This is a genomic window from Enterobacter cloacae complex sp. 382A5 (assembly GCF_050031095.1).
GTDB lineage: Bacteria > Pseudomonadota > Gammaproteobacteria > Enterobacterales > Enterobacteriaceae > Enterobacter > Enterobacter cloacae.
On record NZ_JBLGVK010000001.1, the window covers coordinates 1,765,536 to 1,783,881 of the forward strand.

General features: G+C 53.0%; 13 protein-coding genes. 10 read left to right on the forward strand and 3 right to left on the reverse strand.

Translation table 11 applies throughout. From position 1 onward, the window contains the following. The first annotated feature begins 240 nt into the window (after positions 1 to 240). From bhsA to ACQG2G_RS08375, 7 genes are all read left to right on the forward strand, one after another. Positions 241 to 498, forward strand: coding sequence for a multiple stress resistance protein BhsA (bhsA, locus tag ACQG2G_RS08345; RefSeq protein ID WP_013097102.1), 258 nt, complete (start codon positions 241 to 243; stop codon positions 496 to 498). Positions 499 to 1,154: 656 nt separating this feature from the next. Beyond that, entirely contained in the window at positions 1,155 to 3,668 is a 2,514-nt protein-coding gene (locus ACQG2G_RS08350) for a type VI secretion system Vgr family protein (RefSeq protein ID WP_248105090.1), read from the forward strand. Continuing rightward, complete coding sequence (locus ACQG2G_RS08355) at positions 3,665 to 5,806, forward strand: T6SS effector phospholipase Tle3 domain-containing protein (RefSeq protein WP_061772940.1); 2,142 nt, start codon at positions 3,665 to 3,667, stop codon at positions 5,804 to 5,806. The genes ACQG2G_RS08350 and ACQG2G_RS08355 overlap by 4 nt, the downstream gene beginning before the upstream one ends. 2 nt (positions 5,807 to 5,808) lie before the next feature. Next, positions 5,809 to 6,525 carry a T6SS immunity protein Tli3 family protein gene (locus tag ACQG2G_RS08360; protein WP_061772941.1) on the forward strand — a complete coding sequence of 239 codons (717 nt, stop codon included), beginning with the start codon at positions 5,809 to 5,811 and terminating at the stop codon, positions 6,523 to 6,525. Beyond that, the gene (locus ACQG2G_RS08365) at positions 6,525 to 6,782 is read left to right on the forward strand and encodes a PAAR domain-containing protein (protein ID WP_248078465.1); all 258 of its coding nucleotides are present in this window, start codon (positions 6,525 to 6,527) and stop codon (positions 6,780 to 6,782) included. Before ACQG2G_RS08360 ends, ACQG2G_RS08365 begins: the two co-directional genes overlap by 1 nt. Next, the gene (locus ACQG2G_RS08370; protein ID WP_071830126.1) at positions 6,782 to 8,158 is read left to right on the forward strand and encodes a hypothetical protein; all 1,377 of its coding nucleotides are present in this window, start codon (positions 6,782 to 6,784) and stop codon (positions 8,156 to 8,158) included. The genes ACQG2G_RS08365 and ACQG2G_RS08370 overlap by 1 nt, the downstream gene beginning before the upstream one ends. Positions 8,159 to 8,610: 452 nt before the next feature. Then, positions 8,611 to 8,760 carry a hypothetical protein gene (locus ACQG2G_RS08375; RefSeq protein WP_248078463.1) on the forward strand — a complete coding sequence of 50 codons (150 nt, stop codon included), beginning with the start codon at positions 8,611 to 8,613 and terminating at the stop codon, positions 8,758 to 8,760. Positions 8,761 to 9,115: 355 nt separating this feature from the next. Here the strand turns inward: ACQG2G_RS08375 and ldtC are convergent, their stop codons facing one another. From ldtC to ACQG2G_RS08390, 3 genes are all read right to left on the reverse strand, one after another. Then, positions 9,116 to 10,081 carry a L,D-transpeptidase LdtC gene (gene ldtC / locus ACQG2G_RS08380; protein WP_061772944.1) on the reverse strand — a complete coding sequence of 322 codons (966 nt, stop codon included), beginning with the start codon at positions 10,079 to 10,081 and terminating at the stop codon, positions 9,116 to 9,118. A 149-nt stretch (positions 10,082 to 10,230) separates the two neighbouring features. Beyond that, on the reverse strand, positions 10,231 to 13,677 hold the full coding sequence (gene mfd / locus ACQG2G_RS08385; protein WP_047362204.1) for a transcription-repair coupling factor: 3,447 nt from the start codon (positions 13,675 to 13,677) through the stop codon (positions 10,231 to 10,233). A gap of 148 nt (positions 13,678 to 13,825) precedes the next feature. After that, positions 13,826 to 14,899, reverse strand: a complete 1,074-nt coding sequence (locus ACQG2G_RS08390) for an acyltransferase family protein (RefSeq protein ID WP_061772945.1) — start codon at positions 14,897 to 14,899, stop codon at positions 13,826 to 13,828. A 256-nt stretch (positions 14,900 to 15,155) separates the two neighbouring features. Between ACQG2G_RS08390 and lolC the strand changes: the two genes are divergently transcribed. The 3 genes from lolC to lolE are packed head-to-tail and all read left to right on the forward strand — an operon-like array spanning position 15,156 to position 18,293. Next, positions 15,156 to 16,355: a lipoprotein-releasing ABC transporter permease subunit LolC gene (lolC, locus tag ACQG2G_RS08395; RefSeq protein WP_013097098.1), complete on the forward strand. Its 1,200-nt coding sequence runs from the start codon at positions 15,156 to 15,158 to the stop codon at positions 16,353 to 16,355. Continuing rightward, positions 16,348 to 17,049, forward strand: a complete 702-nt coding sequence (gene lolD, locus ACQG2G_RS08400; protein ID WP_013097097.1) for a lipoprotein-releasing ABC transporter ATP-binding protein LolD — start codon at positions 16,348 to 16,350, stop codon at positions 17,047 to 17,049. The genes lolC and lolD overlap by 8 nt, the downstream gene beginning before the upstream one ends. Next, entirely contained in the window at positions 17,049 to 18,293 is a 1,245-nt protein-coding gene (gene lolE, locus ACQG2G_RS08405) for a lipoprotein-releasing ABC transporter permease subunit LolE (RefSeq protein ID WP_047024063.1), read from the forward strand. The genes lolD and lolE overlap by 1 nt, the downstream gene beginning before the upstream one ends. Positions 18,294 to 18,346 lie beyond the last annotated feature (53 nt).

Consider the following 18,346-nt stretch of genomic DNA (forward strand, 5'->3'; position numbering starts at 1 on the left):
CGTTGGTCCTCTGTTGGTTTGTTGAATAACCATTATAAAAATAAACGCATTTCACCACCAGTGCTGTTTTCTGAAAAATAAATTAATCATATGGGTATGAAAAATAACGGAATTAAAATTAATTTAATGGTCGTTATAAAAACATGTTGACGTGTGAGCTGGATCACATCTATCATTTACCTATCGATCGTTAACTAAATAGCTAACGACCTCAAAATTCATCTGCCAAAGGTAAAAATCATGAAAAACGTAAAAACCCTCATCGCCGCTGCTGTTCTTAGCTCACTCTCTTTCGCAAGCTTTGCTGCTGTGGAAGTCCAGTCAACGCCTGCTGACCAGCATAAAGTAGGGACCATCTCTGCCAGCGCCGGGACTAACCTGGGTTCACTGGAAGACCAGCTGGCGCAAAAAGCGGATGAGATGGGTGCGAAATCGTTCCGCATTACCTCTGTAACCGGTCCTAACACCCTGCACGGTACCGCTGTTATTTACAAATAAGCCTGGCTAAACCCTCATTTATGCCACTGCTAAAAAAACGCCCTGCACATGTGCAGTAATGCTGATCGTTTAAGCACACTTGAACGATCCTGCAAGTAAGAGGCAATCCGGGTTCAGCCCCTCTGAGCCCGGATTTTTTTACGTCTGAACACGATATGGATTTCGTTACGTATGCTTTCCCGTCCGAACTGGATACCTTTTCCCGCTCTTTACCGCCTCCTGCGAACCCGGGATACCGGGACGGATTTTATCCATACTGGTGGCAGATAAAATCCCGCTTACGGAAACTGCCGTATATTCTTATCAGGCGGCGAGCCGGTTTAATATTTACTGCTGTTCGCCAGGGAAGAGCGATTAATATCAGGAAAAAGGACCGAATAACCCTTCAGCGGCGGTTCCTAAATATCTGATGATGCGTTCACAGGAAAAACGCGTCGTCCATATGATGTTACCGACTGAATTGTTATATATGGGCCGGGTATTATCCCTGGTCTTTTTTATTTATGGTGTGAATATTTTTGTTTTATTTATCTTTAAACTGAATGATATGTATTTTGTAACATTCTGTGATGTGTTACGGAATGGCATTTTATTCAATGGCCTGTGAGTGTATTGTTTTTTAATAAACAGTCATTATTTATTAGGGATATTTGACGATGGAAGGACCGTCAGGCATTGTTCAGCAACAGGATACGTTAAACCGTTATTTACTGTATTTTCCCCGGAATAAATTTGTTTTACCGGATGTTCACTCTTTTACCGGGGAAGAAGAGCTCAGTAAGCCCTACCGCTACACCATCCGCTTTACCAGCCCAACACCGAACATAGCAATCAACGATGTCCTCAATCAGAGGGCTGAATTTATTCTGCGTGCCCCGAATCCGAAAGCTGGCTGGCACAATCAGGATCCCTGGCTGCCGGTGCGCCAGATCAACGGCGCGATCACGTCGTTTGCCCGTCTGAAGTCATCTGCCGATGAAGCCCTGTACGAGTGTGTGCTGGAGCATGAACTGGCACTGCTGGACCGGAACTACCGTTCAGCCGTGTATATGGACATGACGGTTCCTGAGCTCGTTACGAAGTTAATGAAAGACAGCGGCCATTTTCAGGGTTACAACGTCGATTTTGACCAGCTGAGCCACAGCTACCCCAGCCGTGAAATGATTATTCAGTGGAAGGAAACCGATCTCCAGTTTATCCGCCGCCTGCTGGCCGAGGTCGGGATCTGGTTTCGCTTTGAAAATCATGACAAGGTACAGGGCGAAACGGTGGTGATTTTTGGTGATGGTGGTCGCCGCTATGTTTTCAGCAATAAGCAGCTGCCATACGTCCGTCATTCCGGCATGACCAGTCATGAAGAGTACGTAACCGAACTCGAAGAGCAGTACCAGCTCATCCCCGAAAATGTACTGGTCCGCACCTATAACTACCGCGATCCGTTTTCCCCACAGGCGAATAAAACCATTGCAGGGAATGACATTCCTGACGGGATAACCCGCGGAAAACAGTACCACTACGCCGATCACTTTCTGGCTGCGGGTGATTTTTACGGCCAGGAGGCAGAAACAGCCTCGTTCTACGCACGCCTGCGTTATGAACGCCTGCTGAACAAACAGAGCGTACTGGGGGTGACAACCAGTGATCCGGAACTGCTGCCGGGCGTGATGTTTCACCCGACAGGGGATATTCCTGACGGGTTTAAGCCCGGATTTCTTGTGACCACCATGACGCTATCCGGCAGCCGTGCAGAACATTATCGCGCCATCCTGAAGGGTATCCCTTATCTGAACGGCTACAGTTACCGTCCGGACTCTCTGCAGCGCCCGGTGATAGCCGGTACGGTGCCCGGCCGTGTGGCGGCTATTAATCGCGATCCCACCTATGCCGGAGTCGATGCGCAGGGCCGCTACCGCGTGAAGTTTGATTTTGATCTCGATGAAAAACGTGACGGCTTTGAAAGTGCACTGATGCGTCTGGGCAGGCCGTACGGCGGGGATGTGTTTGGTTTTCACTTCCCGCTGCTGGACGGGACGGAGGTGGCAGTCGCCTTTGAAGGCGGCGATCCGGACAGGCCGTATATCGCGCACGTCATGCATGACGGCAGCCATCCGGATCTGGTCACAAACCGCAACGATACCCGCAACGTAATCCGCACTGCTGCTTCGAACAAAATCCGTCTTGAGGACCGACGCGGGCAGGAACACATCAAGATTTCCACGGAGTACGGCAAGAGTCAGGTCAGCGCTGGCCACCTCGTTGACGCAGAGGGAAAACAGCGCGGTGAAGGTGTGGAAGCGCGTACTGACAATCACATGGCGCTCCGTGCCGCCAGAGGGGTGATGATCACCACGGAGGCGCAACCGCGTGCTGCGGGTAAGCAACTGGATATGACGGCCGCCATTGCGCAGCTGGAGAAAGCGTTGTCGCTGGCAATGACGCTGCAGCAAAGCGCACTGACAGCCGGGGCCAGTAATGTGGAAACCGATCAGCAAAGTCAACTGAGCCAGACACTGACTAACCTTACCGGCGCGGGCCTGCTGACCTATGCCGACAAAGGGCAGGCGCACGTCACGCCGGACAGTCTGCAACTGTCTGCCGGGAAAGATGTGATTGTTACGGCGGGTCAGGATACCAGCGTAAACGTGGTGAAAAGGTTCTCGCTGGCCGTGGGGGAAAAACTCTCGCTGTTTGCCCGCAAGCTCGGCATTCAGATGATTGCCGGAGCCGGGGATATCACGACGCAGGCCCAGCGCGGTGCCATGCATATGCTCTCGCAGAATGATTTCACGATGGCGAGTACAGACGGGCAACTGAACGGTAGTGCTAAACAGGGCATACAGCTGGTCTGTGGCGGCGGCGGGATACGCGTCAGTCCGGACGGGCTGGTCACTATCTTCTCGCCGACGGGAATCGAACTGAAAGGCCCCAGTCTGAAGTATGACGGCCCGGAAAGCGCGCAGGTCACGGTCCCGTCGTTCAATAAGGGGGCATTTAAGCTCCGCTACCAGCTGCACGCCGGAGACGACCCGGAGCAAATTCTCGCGAACAAAAAATTCCGGCTGACCAGCTCGGCCGGGAAAGTGCTTGAAGGCGTGACGGACAGCAACGGCCATTCAGCGTTGCTCGATGCCGATGACCTGGACACCTACAAAATGGAGTTAATGGAATGACGGAAGTTAAAAAAAGCCCGTATGCGCCACGGGTAATATCTGAGGGTGATATTCCGGTACACAAAGATTTGGGTGAGGTGGCCCAGACCCGTCGCGTTGGCGTGCCGCGACCGATGCCGGGGATTGTTATTCTGGTTCACGGGGTGAACGACGTGGGCGAGGCGTATCAGAATCAGGAGAAGGGCATTCTTGCGGGACTGAGTAAGCGTCTTAATCGTCAGGATTTTTACGCGCATGAATGGGGCGATTACAGAATTACCCGTCCTGGCCGTTCGCCTGTTATCCCGTTTTACTGGGGGTACAAGCCGGTCACTCATGCTGATTATGTTGCAGACCAGAAGCGGTACCGGGATGAAGTCGGAAAACTTTCTTCCGGTGCCCATCTGCCGTATGACGCCTATCAGGAAGATAACGAGACGAACAAGGCCGCGCTGGGTAATGACGGTAAGGGTTCGTTTAAGTACCAGAATGACAATCTCAGGAATGGTCTTGATTCAAATTTTGCAAAAGGTGGCGGGACGTTCGCGAATGCGACTACCAACATTCCCGATATGCTGGGGCCAGGAGCTGGAGGTGTTGGCGTGGCTGCGGCGGGATTTGCATCACTGCATATGAACGACGGGGATTACACTCACCCCATTTATGAAAACCCGCACCGTATTTACCAGTTTTTTGCTGCCCAGCGTCTTGCAGATTTGATTATTCAGATCCGCCAGCAACAAGAGACGCGTGATGATGTGATTAATATTGTCGCCCACAGCCAGGGCACGATTATTACCATGCTGGCAAATATGCTGGTGAAGCAGGCGGGGTATGACCCGGTTAACTGCGTCATTCTGAATCATTCTCCTTATTCACTGGAGTCCCGCATGGCTGAAAATATTCAGCCCGGATACCAACAGACGGATGCTGCCAGGCAGAAGACATTCAAAAATTTCTGTAGCCTGATGCATACGCAGTGGAAAGGCGGAGGGATATTAGACGAGGATGAATTACTGGCTCTTGAAGCCTCCTGTACGCTGCGCAAACCCTCTGATAATCCGTTGCGGGCTGATGACCGCTATGGACGTAACAATAAAGGTAAAGTGTATAACTACTTCTGTCCAAATGATGGCGTTGTATCGCTGGAAAACGTACAGGGATTTGGCTGGCGTGGGATCCCTCAGAAAATTGCAGGTGGCATTCCTAACCTGTTCCAGCGAGTTTTTTATCAGCACGGCGAAGTAGGGAAAGCATTTGACACTAAACCCTTTGAGCTGCCACAACGAAAAGAGGGGGATGCAAAATATTCGTTTCTCCCGAATGCCAGCTACCGCGCCCATGACGTAGTGGTAAACGGGGAAGAATTGCCGGAGCCCTTTATTTTCAAACTACAGGGTCAGGATAACCATCCGGATAATGACCCTGAAACGAGTGACAAGCCGTATACGTATTATATCGACCCGGACAGCCCGGATGCCTACATCTCCTATTCGGCTAAAGCCAGTGCCATCAAACGCACGGATTCTGCGATGTATATGCTTAACAGTTATCAGCGTATTAGCTGGAAGCCTGGGCATGTTTTAACACCAGATGAGCTGAAGGTGGAAAGCCATGACCGGGGGCATACCGTTATTCACGGGGAAGTTACTGGTTCTAAAGATTATCCTGTGTTGTCCATTACCTGGATGAAAACCCGTGAAGAACTTGAAAAAGAATGGAAAAAAACTGACCCGGTAAGCTACAGCCAGCATTCGTCAATTGTCATGAGCGAGTTCGCGCCATCGCACGCGATGGCGTTCGACCTTGCAATTGGTCAGTGTAAGTCGTTTGACTACAAAGCCGGTAAATTCTGGGAAAGCCTGTTACACCGTGCGGATTGGCGCGACCCGCAGAATGATTATCAATTTGCGAAAAATTATTATAGAACCGGTCAACTTGGAGACCAGAACACAAAACAATATATGAATAAACCCGATGAAGTGTTGCCGAAAGGCGATTTCGGGGTGGTAAACGATTATGCAGGTATCCGGCCTCGTCCGCGTAATCTTATGGATATTGAGACGGGAACTGTCAGGCCGGGAGATTTCCAGGAAATAAAATTGCTGCAATGGGAAATGCCAAAGCCTAAGAGTGACAGCCAGTTAGCTAAAGGATAAACATGAAAGGATTATGCGCAGGGATTATTACTACTGCTGTTTTATTTGCGGCGACTTGTAAGGCTTCAGATCCGCCAACACAGGTGGTTTACCGTTTTGATGATCATCGGTATCTGGAGCTGAAGGGATGGGACTGCGAAGGTGAGCTGTGGTATACGGATACAAAACAAGGCGTTCACTCGCAAATAGCCAGCCAGTTCTACCGAATTTTCACGAAAAGATTCGTACATCCTTCCGAACGTTATATTGCTATTCCTTGGTGGGGAGTGGTAAATGGGGGATTTTCTGTGTCGAAAAATTATGGACAGACGTGGGAAAGAGGCGGTGCTTCTATGTCTCCAGGTGAGAATGAGCCAGATGGTAGTAATGCTCCTTACTACGATGATGTTCTTTCCTTCTCAGTCGTCAACGATCAGGGATTTTTACAGACGAAACACAGGTTGTATATGTCGTCGAAGCCGTTCGATGACCCTCGTTTATTACCGGGCGGACCGGGGATTCAATATAAACTTGAAGATGGAAAAAAAGGAAATATTAAGCCCGGTTCTGGGGGCTGGGCTTGGGGAATGGTTTATATGACTAAGCAAGGGCTGAAGGGAACGGTTCAGGAACTTCAGTCCAACTGGCAGGATCAGCCGGACAAGGTGCCTGAAGTGAAGGGGTACACTGGCTGGGATCACATGCGCTGCGATATGGACGCAGGAAGGAAGGGAAACTGATGAATGGCGTAATTCGACTGAATGACCCGCTGGTGAGCGGCGGGAAGGTAATTAAGGCGTCAGGCGCGCAATTTATAGGACTGCCCGTCGCGCTGAAAGACGATCTGGTGACGTGCCCTGAACATAAAGGAACGTTCCCTATCAACGAATGCCACCCGACCTGGACGATGAACGGCCGCGGCGTGGTCGTGGATGGCTGTAAAGCGGCGTGCGGCTGTGCCATTCGCACCACACTCCCCACTGCGGGGGCGGTGTGATGAACTGGTGGCTTTACCCTAAGCAGAACGAATTTAAACATGACTTTCCCACTATTGGTGTGTGTGTTGTCTATGTGCTCGTAGTGATTGTTTGTATTGGTATCCGGGCTGTCACCTGGCCGGGTAATAAACATGTTGATTCAAGTTTTCTTGTTGATGCCGTGGCAATACCTGTCGCAGCAGTAACCTTTTTAGTCCAGGCGTTCTGTATGGCGTATAACGCGAACAGACACTACATAGAAACGCGGTTATTGATTGCGGCACGGCAGGAATACAAGGTTGCCAGCTATGCCAGGAGTAATATCATCCTGGCTGGCTGGTCCGTGCTGACCCCGCCAAAGGCAACAAAGGAACTGGCACTGAACATGCTGAAACTGGAGGGGGAGTTTCCGCTGGCCGCCAAAATGCCGTTGAAAATTGAACTGGATAAATCTTTCGATTTCACGCGGGCCGGGCAGGCTATTATCCACGTCCTGGAACCGATGATGGAAAAACTCTCCCGGTACAGGCAGATTGAAGCGCTTGTATGGGTGCGAGATGGGGACGAATCCTGTAGCGATGAACTCCGGCGTGTGCTTGAACGTTCTGGGACCTCCACAAAAAAAATCACATTTTTGCCTGAATGTCCGGACTATACGTTAGTCACTGAGTGGATAAAACAGACGAACGGCTACGTCGTTGAACGCCTGCTTATCTGTGTAGATTTGCATTCTGAAGAAGGGGAGTGCAAGTGGATGGAGAATGTTACCGCGCTTCTCCTGACGAATTACTACGTTAAAACGGAAGGAGAAAAGCCTGTTTATCTTTATCAACCAATGACGGGGGTTATTGACGTTGAAAGAGCAGTACCTGTTTATCTGCGTGCAGAGCCTGTCAGTAAACCCAAACAGATTTGGTATACCGGTTTATCGCGCACAGAGAAGTATCCGCTGCTGGAAGTGCTGGACGAAAAAAAAGTTGTGCCGGATAGGCTGGAACTTGAAATGTCGCTCGGTGAGCATTCTGCAGGGTATCCGTGGCTGGCGCTGGCACTGGCATCAGATGCAGTGACGTATGCACAGGGCGACCAGTTTGTGGCGGCATCCGAACAGAAAAAGTTTTCTGTTACGGCGGTATCGTCCAGATTAACCCATCAGCCCGATTATCCGGAAGAAAAAATGTACACTCCACCGTGGGCTTCCGCCGGAATATCCGGAATGATGTTATTTTTCGCTGTTATATTAACTCTGTGTAGTTTCAGCGGTAACGAGGGTAAAGATATTTCTGGCTGGTTCCTGGTTATTCTGTTCGTAATATGTACTGGATTGATGACGGCTGCGGGGGTATTTATCACCTGGCTACATGGTGATAAGGCGTACCAGCACATGGGGATGTAATGATGAATGAACTAATCACTTTGATTTTACCTCATAAAGCTGTATTTTATTATGATGGTTTAGCCTTCGGTGTAATACTTGCATTAATGGCAGTGTATATTGATTTGTCTTTTGACTACAGAAACAAAAAACACTGGTGTACGCACAATAAATTACAGTCATTGAAAGATTCTCCGGAAATCTATCAGTTATATCTGTCGATACGTATCCCTTCCCGACGGAAATACTATGCTAGTGTGCCATTGAAATTTTTCATAGATTATAAGGTGTTTTTAATGATATTGACTGTGTATCTGGGCGTTACCGTGTTAACCATGTCTTATGTTATATATCAGTGGGCTTTGTGCCCGCTGTCTTTACATGTCTGAAATAGTAGACTAAATAATTTTCAGTTCTTTTATATTTTCCTGAATCAGCGTTAGTGCGGCTTCTGCCTGTTCGGGATCGCGCTGTTGGTTGTTCTGCCAGGCGGCCAGAACCAGTTTAAAACCTTTGGCCCTTACGATAACCAGATCCAGCGCAGGCTGGATGACAGTAAGCGTCCAGCGAGAGCCGTCTGGTCACAATCTGATGCATCCGACAACGTGGCGTCCACCAAATAAGTGGTGGGAATCAAAGTGTCAGATATGAAGAAAAATGTGATTCCTGGCAGACGTAAAGGCTGCCCTGATTATTCTCCTGAGTTTAAGTAGCAACTCATTGCCACCTCCTGTGAACCCGGGATATCCTGGTGTCCCGGGTACGGGTCTGTGGCAAAGGTGCGACGGGAAATATCACTAACTCTTTGAAGGGAATGAGGAAAAATGTAAAATACTTTATCCTGCCAGAAAAAAGAAAGCACCGACGATACGATCGTTCAGTGCTTTATGTGCCGCCTAAATATCCGTTCAGCTTTAAGTCACGCGAGCCTTAAGTGAACGGCATTACTGCACACGTGCAGGGCGTTTTCTTTCTGATTTACATCGACTGCTGGGCGACACCATGATGTCGTGTGACGTCAGTCGGCATGCCCGAACGTGCTTCCATTGCCCGCTCCATAACAATGCCATCCGTCCTTGCATCGGTTTTAAAACTCACCATCGCCGCATTCAGGTTGATTGGCAGCGTCTGCGGATCGTCATCAATGTTTTTCGATAAAGGCTGGTGAATTTCAACCAGTCGCACGCCGCCTGGCTCCTCAGAGACCTTGATCGGGGTATTAATGATGTTCACTTTGGTGCCCGGTGTGACCAGGTTGAAGAGCGTTTTGATATCGTCATCGCGCAGACGAATACAGCCGGAGCTGACGCGCATGCCAATACCAAAGTCCGCGTTCGTTCCATGTAACAGGTACACGCCGCCATAGGCCGCGAGGCGGATGGCATGGTGGCCCATTGGGTTATCCGGGCCGGCCGGTACAACGGCGGGCAGATCGATCCCCTGCGCTTTATAGCGGGCACGAATATTGGCCGTTGGCGTCCAGGTTGGGTTTGCACGCTTGTCTGATACGGTGGTAACCATCGTCGGGGTCAGCGTGTCGCCGCCCAACTGGCCAATACCAATAGGGTATACGGTCACCTCATTTTTACCGGGCGGGTAATAGTAAAGACGCAGTTCGGCAAGGTTTATCACGATCCCCTCGCGCGGCGCATCCGGCAAAATCGTCTGCAGCGGGATGGTTAACACGCTGCCAGCGCGTGGGACATAAGGGTCAACGCCGGGGTTGGCCTGTAGTAAGGCCAGAAAGCCGACGTTATATTTTTTGGCAATCGCCTCAAGCGATCCACCATTGTTTTCAACCACATGAAAACGGTTTTCCCCAACCACCTTACTGCCTGCATGCGGGAGTGGCCAGGTGTTTGCGCGAGCGGGAAGTACAACCGCGACCGTTGCGGCCAGCGCTAACACGGTTATCCAGCGAGTGAAACGCGAAGAGGTCATCATCACTATAATCCATATAAATGACAGGGTGATTGTTTTATAACGGTTAGTGATAATTATGGCGAAGGGGTCTGTCGGGAAGATCGGGTGAAGTGAAAAGAGTTTGTAAATTGTTACCCCCGGTAGCATGGCGCAACCGGGGGCAGAGCAGATTATGCGATCGCGTTCTCTTCCAGCTGGCGCATAAAGTTGCGTACCCAGTCCATACGGGTTTTACGCTCCGTCAGCTCCTGCGTAAATTTCAGACGCGTTGGCCCATCCAGGCGGAAATGCTGCGGCTGCTTTTGCAGTAAACCGATGAGCCACGTAGGGTTAACGTGGTTTTTCTCGGCAAACTCAATCACGCCGCCTTTCTCGTTGCCCTCAAGCTTACGGATGCCCAGCTTCTGCGCCTGCTGACGCAGCCGCGCAATATCCAGCAAGTTGCGTGCGGCATCCGGGAGCAGGCCAAAGCGGTCAATAAGCTCGACTTTGATCTCTTCCAGCTCGTTCTCATTTTTCGCACTGGCGATACGTTTGTAGAACGACAGGCGGGTGTTCACATCCGGAATGAAATCGTCCGGCAGCAGGGACGGCATGCGTAACTCAACCTCGGTTTGCTGGCTGGTGAGATCTTCCAGTGACGGTTCACGCCCGGCCTTCAGGGCATCAACCGCGTTCTCGAGCAGCTCCATATAGAGCGAGAAACCGATGGTTTCCATCGAGCCACTCTGATCTTCACCCAGCAGTTCACCCGCACCGCGGATCTCCAGGTCGTGGGTGGCGAGGGCAAAGCCTGCCCCCAGATCTTCCAGCGAGGCGATCGCTTCCAGACGTTTTTGCGCATCGGTGGTCATCGCTTTTGGATGCGGCGTCAGCAGCCAGGCATAGGCCTGATGGTGCGAACGCCCGACGCGGCCACGCAGCTGATGAAGCTGTGCCAGACCGAAATGATCCGCGCGTTCAATGATGATGGTGTTGGCCGTCGGGATATCGATCCCGGTCTCAATGATGGTCGTACACACCAGCACGTTAAAGCGCTGGTGGTGGAAGTCGTTCATCACCCGTTCCAGCTCGCGTTCGCGCATTTGCCCGTGACCGATGGCAATACGCGCTTCCGGCACCAGCTCTGCCAGGCGGTCTGCCGCTTTCTGGATATTTTCCACGTCGTTGTAGAGGTAATAGACCTGACCGCCGCGCAGCACCTCACGCAGAATGGCCTCGCGCACCACCAGATTGTCGTATTCGCGCACAAAGGTTTTCACGGCCAGACGACGCGCCGGCGGCGTGGCGATAATTGACAGATCGCGCATGCCGCTCATCGCCATGTTCAGGGTTCGCGGGATTGGCGTTGCAGTCAGGGTCAGGATATCGACGTCGGCACGCATCGCTTTAATACGCTCTTTATGGCGTACCCCGAAACGGTGCTCTTCATCAACAATCAACAGCCCCAGATCTTTCCACTTCACGTCGCTCTGCAGCAGTTTGTGGGTGCCGATCAGAATATCGATCTTACCCTCGCTGGCCTGCTCCAGGATTTGCGTTTGCTCTTTGGTACTGCGAAAACGTGACAGCATCTCGATGCGTACCGGCCAGTTGGCAAAGCGGTCGCGGAAGTTATCGAAGTGCTGCTGAGCGAGCAGGGTGGTGGGCACCAGTACCGCCACCTGCTTGTTATTTTCGACGGCGAGGAATGCCGCGCGCATGGCTACTTCGGTTTTCCCGAAGCCGACATCGCCACAGACCAGCCTGTCCATTGCCAACGGCTGACACATGTCGCTTAACACAGCATTGATGGCCTGAGCCTGGTCCGGCGTGGTTTCAAACGGGAAGCTGTCGCAGAACAGCTGGTACTGCTCTTTATCATGCTTAAAGGCAAAGCCCTCTTTGGCCGCACGCTGGGCATAGATATCCAGCAGCTCGGCCGCCACATCTCGCACTTTTTCCGCCGCTTTCTGCCGGGCGCGTGCCCAGGCGTCGCCGCCCAGTTTATGCAATGGTGCATTCTCTTCTGCACCTCCGGCGTAGCGGCTGATCAGATGCAGGGATGAGACCGGCACGTAGAGTTTGGCGTCGTTGGCGTAGGTCAGCATCAGGTATTCACCTTTGATGCCACCGGCTTCCAGCGTCGTCATCCCCTGATAACGGCCCACGCCATGTTCAAGGTGCACAATCGGTTGGCCCGGATGGAGTTCCGCCAGGTTGCGGATCAGCGTATCCGGGTTAATGGTGCGACGGCTGTCCTGACGGCGACGCGCAACACGTTCACCCAGCAGGTCACTTTCACAGATTAATGCCACGTTGTTGAGGGTATCGATAAACCCGTGCTCGGCGGCACCGATCATCAGGTAACGCCCCGTCCCCGTAGCTTCGCTCAGGCGCAAAATGCGTTTCGGGGCAACTTTAATCCGCCCCAGCAGTTCGCCCAGCGCTTCACGGCGGCCTTCACTCTCAACGGAGAAGACCACCGGGCCGGTAAAGGCGTCGAGGAACTTGCGCAGATTATCCAGCGGGGATTTCTGCTGTGCCTGAACGGCTAAATCTGGCAGCTTCTGGAATGCAAGATTGGTATTGGCAGCTTTATCGGCAAGCGTATCGGTTTTCAGCTGTACGCGCGGCCAGCGCTTGAGTTCGGCGTTAAGCTCGTCGGTGCGCAGCCACAGCGTCTCCGGTGGCAGCAGCGGACGCATCGGGTCCACGCCCCGGTTTTCAAAGCGTGCGCGGGTTTCGCTCTCAAAGCGGCTGGCGCTGGCGTCGATATCACCGGTGTTGACAATCAGCGTATTTGCCGGGAAGTAGCTAAACAGGGCGGGCAGTGGCTCGTTAAAGAACAGCGGCTGCCAGTATTCGATCCCGGCAGGAAGCGTACCTTTGCTGACCTGCTGATAGATATGCTCAGCGTCGCGCTTAACGTCGAACTTGTCGCGCCACTGGCTGCGGAACAGCTCGATAGCGGTTTTGTCCGTCGGGAATTCATGGGCGGGTAATAAATTGATGGCTTCCACTTCTTCCAGCGTACGCTGCGTGTCGGCGTCGAATACGCGCAGGCTGTCGATCTCATCGTCGAAGAAGTCCAGTCGATACGGCTGGTCGCTGCCCATCGGGTACAGGTCGAGCAACGCACCGCGCGTGGCGTATTCCCCGTGCTCCATAACCTGATCGACATGACGGTATCCGGCGCTGTCCAGTTGCGCGCGCAGATCGTCCCGGGACAGGCGCTGACCTTTTTTCATCACCAGCGCATGGCCGTGCAAATAGCTGTGAGGACAGACGCGCTGCATCAGGGTGTTGACCGGAACGATCAGCACGCCGCGCTGCATGGTCGGTAACTGATAGAGGGTCGACAGGCGCGAGGAGATAATCTCCTGATGCGGGGAGAAACTGTCATACGGCAGTGTTTCCCAGTCGGCCAGACTGAAGACCAGGTTATCGGTGAACTGGCGAATTTCATCATGCAGTCGCAGCGCATTTTGCATATCCGGGGCGACCAGCACCACCGGACCAGGATGTCGCTCAGCGATTTCTGCCACCAGCGTGGCGCAAGCCGCGCCAGTGAGTTCGCCCAGCTGGCGCTGGTCGCCCGCTTTGACAGGCAGGGAATAACGATAGTGTTCAGGCATGGCTATGTCAGAGTCTCTTGTGGATATACCCACAGTATTGGGGCATATCACTGATACGCAATGTCTTTATTATCCTCGATCGTTTTGCATAAGCAAATCTGAACTGCAACGCGGGAAGATTCGCCCCCGGACGGGGGCGAGGCCGGTATTATCGGGTTGTCGGAGACAGTGCGCTCGCGGAAGGGGGAGAGAAGAACAGATCGCCAAACAGTGCCGTCGATATTTTGCGTACGCCAAGCCCGGCGAGGGTGCAGATCAGCAGGCTGGCAAACGGGTAGACCAGGATCAAGGCAAGCTCGGCCCATACTGGCCAGTAGGCTGCATTCATCTCACCGATCAGGAACAGGCTGAAAGCCTCTATCAGGATGCGGTGCGTGGTGTAGATAGCGATAGTGTTTGAGCCGATGACGTTAAGCAGGTTGCTGGGGTGAACGGCATAACGCAGCTCGAGACTGTAGAAAAGCTTCATGATCAGCACGATTGACAGCAGGGAAAGCAGCAGCGGAACGTTAGCAAACCACAGTACCACGGAGACGGCAACAAAAGCGCCCAACGCCAGCCAGGTTCGGCGCAGGTTCAGCCCCTTCATCCATGCCATCAGCTCTGCGCCATACCACGCGCCAAGACTGTAGTAGATCATGTTGCGCACCACGCTGTTCATTCCCCACCACGGCAGCGGCAGGAAATTAATCGCGATGCTGGCCAGTGCCAGCAGTCCCAGCACGGGCAGTTTCCAGCGGCTCAGCAGTTTACATAGCGTGAAATAGACCACCAGAGCGTACAGATACCACAGGCTGGTGCTGGCCGTGAGCATCCCCAGCGCAAACCCGGAAAGTGAATCGGCATACGCGGCGTTCGAGGATGTGGCCAGCTCACGCTCGGGGGCCAGCCAGGCGTTCAGATGACTCAGCGCCTGCCATTGCAGTACTCCCCACAGCGCCAGTACCCAGACAATGCTCCAGATCCGTTTGTCAAAACTGGTGCGCCAGTTCACCTCGTCAATGTAACGACGGATCAGATAACCGGAAATGAAGAAAAATACCGGCATACGGAAGGGCGCGAGATAAAGATTGAAATAGACCCAGCATTTAGCGAGAAGACCGGACAGCGGATGTTGTAGCCCCGTCAGATGGGGATAAAATGTGATAACCGAATGATAGATCACCACCAGGCAGATACACAGCCCCTTTATCTGGTTAATCCATAATGCTTTTTGCTTCATTGTTCGCAACTACCTTATTGCCATAAACGAACGAGCAATTGTTGTTAAACAAAGCCGGGATGTAACGGGAAACAGTCTGTATCAGGTAGTTTTTCGGAAAAGGTGGAGGGTGTAGCGCCATAATTCGAAGAGTAGCATTCTGATTTATCAGAATTTTTCAGAAAAATGATTACCAAAGCTTACGGTTTCAGTCATTTACGCTTAACGGATTCGCTTATATACTCGTGGGTCTGCTATCAGCAAACAGACGGACTTCATGTATCAACCTGTCGCACTCTTCATAGGCTTACGCTACATGCGTGGGCGCGCCGCGGACCGTTTCGGTCGCTTTGTCTCCTGGCTTTCGACTATTGGCATTACGCTTGGCGTGATGGCACTGGTGACGGTGCTTTCCGTCATGAACGGCTTTGAGCGCGAGCTGCAAAACAACATCCTGGGGCTGATGCCGCAGGCCATTCTCTCTTCTACCAACGGTTCCGTTAACCCGCAACAACTGCCGGAAAGTGCGGCGAAGTTACAGGGTGTCACGCGCGTTGCGCCGGTGACAACGGGCGATGTCGTCCTGCAAAGCGCCCGCAGCGTGGCGGTGGGCGTCATGCTGGGGATTGACCCGGCGCAAAAAGATCCGCTCACGCCATATCTGGTTAACGTGAAGCAAAGCGATCTGGAAGCGGGCAAATACAACGTCATCCTCGGCGAGCAGCTTGCCGGGCAGCTTGGCGTGAACCGTGGCGACCAGCTGCGCGTGATGGTGCCGTCTGCCAGCCAGTTTACGCCGATGGGACGTTTGCCCAGCCAGCGTCTGTTCACGGTTATTGGCACGTTTGCCGCCAACAGCGAAGTTGACGGCTACCAGATGCTCATGAATATCCAGGATGCTTCGCGACTGATGCGTTATCCGGTGGGCAACATTACCGGCTGGCGTCTGTGGCTCGACGCACCGCTGAAGGTCGATACCCTCAGCCAGCAAACCTTGCCGGAAGGCACAAAATGGCAGGACTGGCGCGAGCGTAAAGGCGAACTGTTCCAGGCCGTGCGTATGGAAAAAAATATGATGGGCCTGCTGCTGAGCCTGATCGTCGCGGTCGCGGCGTTTAACATCATCACCTCGCTTGGTCTGATGGTAATGGAAAAGCAGGGCGAAGTTGCCATCCTGCAAACCCAGGGGCTGACGCCGCGCCAGATTATGGCCGTCTTTATGGTGCAAGGGGCCAGCGCCGGGATCATTGGCGCGTTACTCGGGGCCGTTCTCGGGGCGCTGCTGGCCAGTCAGTTGAATAACTTAATGCCGATCATCGGCGCGCTGCTTGATGGCGCGGCGCTGCCGGTTGCTATCGAACCGCTGCAGGTGGTCGGTATTGCGCTGGCCGCGATGGCCATTGCGCTGCTTTCTACGCTCTATCCTTCCTGGCGCGCTGCCGCCACTCAACCCGCTGAGGCTTTACGTTATGAATAAGATCCTGTTGCAATGCGACAACCTGTCCAAACGCTATCAGGAAGGCTCTGTACAGACTGATGTGCTGCACAATGTGAGCTTCAGCGTGGGCGAAGGCGAGATGATGGCGATTGTCGGCAGCTCCGGTTCCGGCAAAAGTACCTTATTACACCTGCTGGGCGGGCTGGATACTCCGACCAGTGGCGACGTAATTTTCTCAGGCCAGCCGATGAGCAAAATGTCTTCTGCGGCAAAAGCGGAGCTGCGTAACCGTGAGCTGGGATTTATCTACCAGTTCCACCATCTGCTGCCAGATTTCACGGCGCTGGAAAACGTGGCGATGCCTTTGCTGATTGGTAAAAAGAAACCGGCAGAAATTAATGCCCGTGCCAGCGACATGCTGAAAGCCGTAGGCCTGGGGCATCGCGGTGACCACCGTCCGTCTGAGCTGTCCGGTGGCGAGCGTCAGCGTGTGGCAATTGCTCGTGCGCTGGTGAACAACCCGCGTCTGGTGCTGGCGGATGAACCAACCGGCAACCTGGATGCGCGCAATGCTGACAGTATTTTCCAGCTTCTGGGTGAGCTGAATGCCTCACAGGGGACGGCGTTTCTGGTGGTGACCCACGATTTGCAGCTGGCAAAACGGATGGGACGCCAGCTTGAGATGCGTGACGGTCATCTGAACGCTGAACTGACTCTGATGGGAGCGGAGTAATGGCCTCACCGTTATCGTTACTCATCGGGCTACGCTTCAGCCGCGGCCGTCGTCGCGGCGGGATGGTCTCCCTTATCTCGGTGATCTCCACCATCGGTATTGCGCTCGGCGTGGCGGTATTGATTGTGGGATTAAGCGCCATGAACGGTTTTGAGCGTGAGCTGAATAACCGTATTCTGGCCGTTGTGCCGCACGGCGAAATTGAACCGGTTAATCAGCCGTGGAACAACTGGAGTGACGCCCTCAGCAAAGTGGAAAACGTGCCGGGCATTGCCGCCGCTGCACCTTACATCAACTTTACAGGGCTGGTGGAAAGCGGTGTTAACCTGCGCGCCATCCAGGTGAAAGGGGTGAACCCGGCGCAGGAGGCGCGTCTGAGCGCGCTGCCGAAGTATGTGCAGAACGGCGCGTGGGCAAACTTTAAGGCCGGTGAGCAACAGATCATCATGGGCAAAGGTGTGGCCGACGCGCTGAAAGTGAAGCAGGGCGACTGGGTGTCGATCATGATCCCAAACGCCAGCGCTGACCATAAATTGCAGCAGCCTAAGCGCGTGCGTCTGCACGTCACCGGCATCCTGCAACTGAGCGGTCAACTCGATCACAGCTTTGCAATGGTACCGCTGGAAGACGCACGTCAGTATCTGGACATGGGCGACAGCGTGACGGGCATCGCCATTAAGGTTAACGACGTCTTCAATGCCAATAAACTGGTGCGTGATGCGGGCAGCGTGACCAATAACTATGTCTACATCAAAAGCTGGATCGGCACTTACGGGTATATGTATCGTGATATCCAGATGATCCGCGCCATCATGTATCTGGCGATGGTGCTGGTGATTGGTGTGGCGTGCTTTAATATCGTCTCGACGCTGGTTATGGCGGTCAAAGACAAGAGTGGCGACATCGCGGTTCTGCGTACCCTTGGGGCAAAGGACGGTCTTATTCGCGCCATCTTTGTCTGGTATGGTCTGCTGGCGGGGCTGTTCGGCAGCCTGTGCGGGGTGGTGATTGGCGTCGTGGTGTCGTTACAGCTTACGCCAATCATCAACGGGATTGAGAAGCTGATCGGCCACCAGTTCCTGTCGGGTGATATCTATTTTATTGACTTCCTGCCGTCTGAATTGCACTGGCTGGACGTTATTTATGTGCTGGTTACAGCACTTTTACTGAGTCTGCTGGCAAGCTGGTATCCGGCGCGTCGCGCAAGCCGAATTGATCCGGCGAGGGTATTAAGTGGCCAGTAATTACGTCATGATCTAGCGGCTTACGGGCCGCCAGGTTAAAAGAGGAATGCGTT

Bases quoted from the DNA above. Each gene is read 5' to 3' on its own strand.
- lolC (WP_013097098.1), top strand. From the start codon at position 15,156: ATGTATCAACCTGTCGCACTCTTCATAGGCTTACGCTACATGCGTGGG.
- ACQG2G_RS08390 (WP_061772945.1), bottom strand. From the start codon at position 14,899: ATGAAGCAAAAAGCATTATGGATTAACCAGATAAAGGGGCTGTGTATC.
- bhsA (WP_013097102.1), top strand. From the start codon at position 241: ATGAAAAACGTAAAAACCCTCATCGCCGCTGCTGTTCTTAGCTCACTC.
- ACQG2G_RS08370 (WP_071830126.1), top strand. From the start codon at position 6,782: ATGAACTGGTGGCTTTACCCTAAGCAGAACGAATTTAAACATGACTTT.
- ACQG2G_RS08360 (WP_061772941.1), top strand. From the start codon at position 5,809: ATGAAAGGATTATGCGCAGGGATTATTACTACTGCTGTTTTATTTGCG.
- ACQG2G_RS08355 (WP_061772940.1), top strand. From the start codon at position 3,665: ATGACGGAAGTTAAAAAAAGCCCGTATGCGCCACGGGTAATATCTGAG.
- mfd (WP_047362204.1), bottom strand. From the start codon at position 13,677: ATGCCTGAACACTATCGTTATTCCCTGCCTGTCAAAGCGGGCGACCAG.
- lolE (WP_047024063.1), top strand. From the start codon at position 17,049: ATGGCCTCACCGTTATCGTTACTCATCGGGCTACGCTTCAGCCGCGGC.
- lolD (WP_013097097.1), top strand. From the start codon at position 16,348: ATGAATAAGATCCTGTTGCAATGCGACAACCTGTCCAAACGCTATCAG.
- ACQG2G_RS08350 (WP_248105090.1), top strand. From the start codon at position 1,155: ATGGAAGGACCGTCAGGCATTGTTCAGCAACAGGATACGTTAAACCGT.
- ldtC (WP_061772944.1), bottom strand. From the start codon at position 10,081: ATGATGACCTCTTCGCGTTTCACTCGCTGGATAACCGTGTTAGCGCTG.
- ACQG2G_RS08365 (WP_248078465.1), top strand. From the start codon at position 6,525: ATGAATGGCGTAATTCGACTGAATGACCCGCTGGTGAGCGGCGGGAAG.